The organism is Stenotrophomonas sp. Steno-Z4, from assembly GCF_056393145.1.
The window spans coordinates 1-356 of record NZ_JBWJPC010000023.1; the positions used below are offsets into that span (position 1 = coordinate 1).

A 356-nucleotide genomic window follows, 5' to 3' on the forward strand; every position below is an offset into this window, starting at 1 on the left:
AGATACAGCCAGCCCTGCTGGGTCGGGATATAGGTGATGTCGCCTGCCCATACTTGGTTCGGTGCCTCCGGATTGAACTGACGATCCAGCACATTGGGAACGGTCAGGGCCTGTGGCCCAAGGCTTTGATACTTATGACGCTTGTGTTGCCGGGCCCTCACCCCGGCCCGGCGCATCAGCGTGCGGGCCCGGTACCGGCCAACCTGCAGCCCAATGTTGGCCAATTCCTTGGCCATACGGCGCGACCCACAGCTGCCCCGATGCGATTTGTGAATGCGCCTCACCAGGTCGACCTGGCTCAGTAGCTCGTGGTCGATCTGTTCCTGTCGACCCCGCCAGGCGTAGTAGCTGCTGCG

At 62.4% G+C, this 356-nt stretch carries 1 pseudogene; it reads right to left on the reverse strand.

Going from position 1 to position 356, the window contains the following annotated elements:
• A pseudogene (locus tag AC06E7_RS19095) lies at window positions 1-236 on the reverse strand (IS3 family transposase); the annotation flags it as partial.
• Window positions 237-356 lie beyond the last annotated feature (120 nt).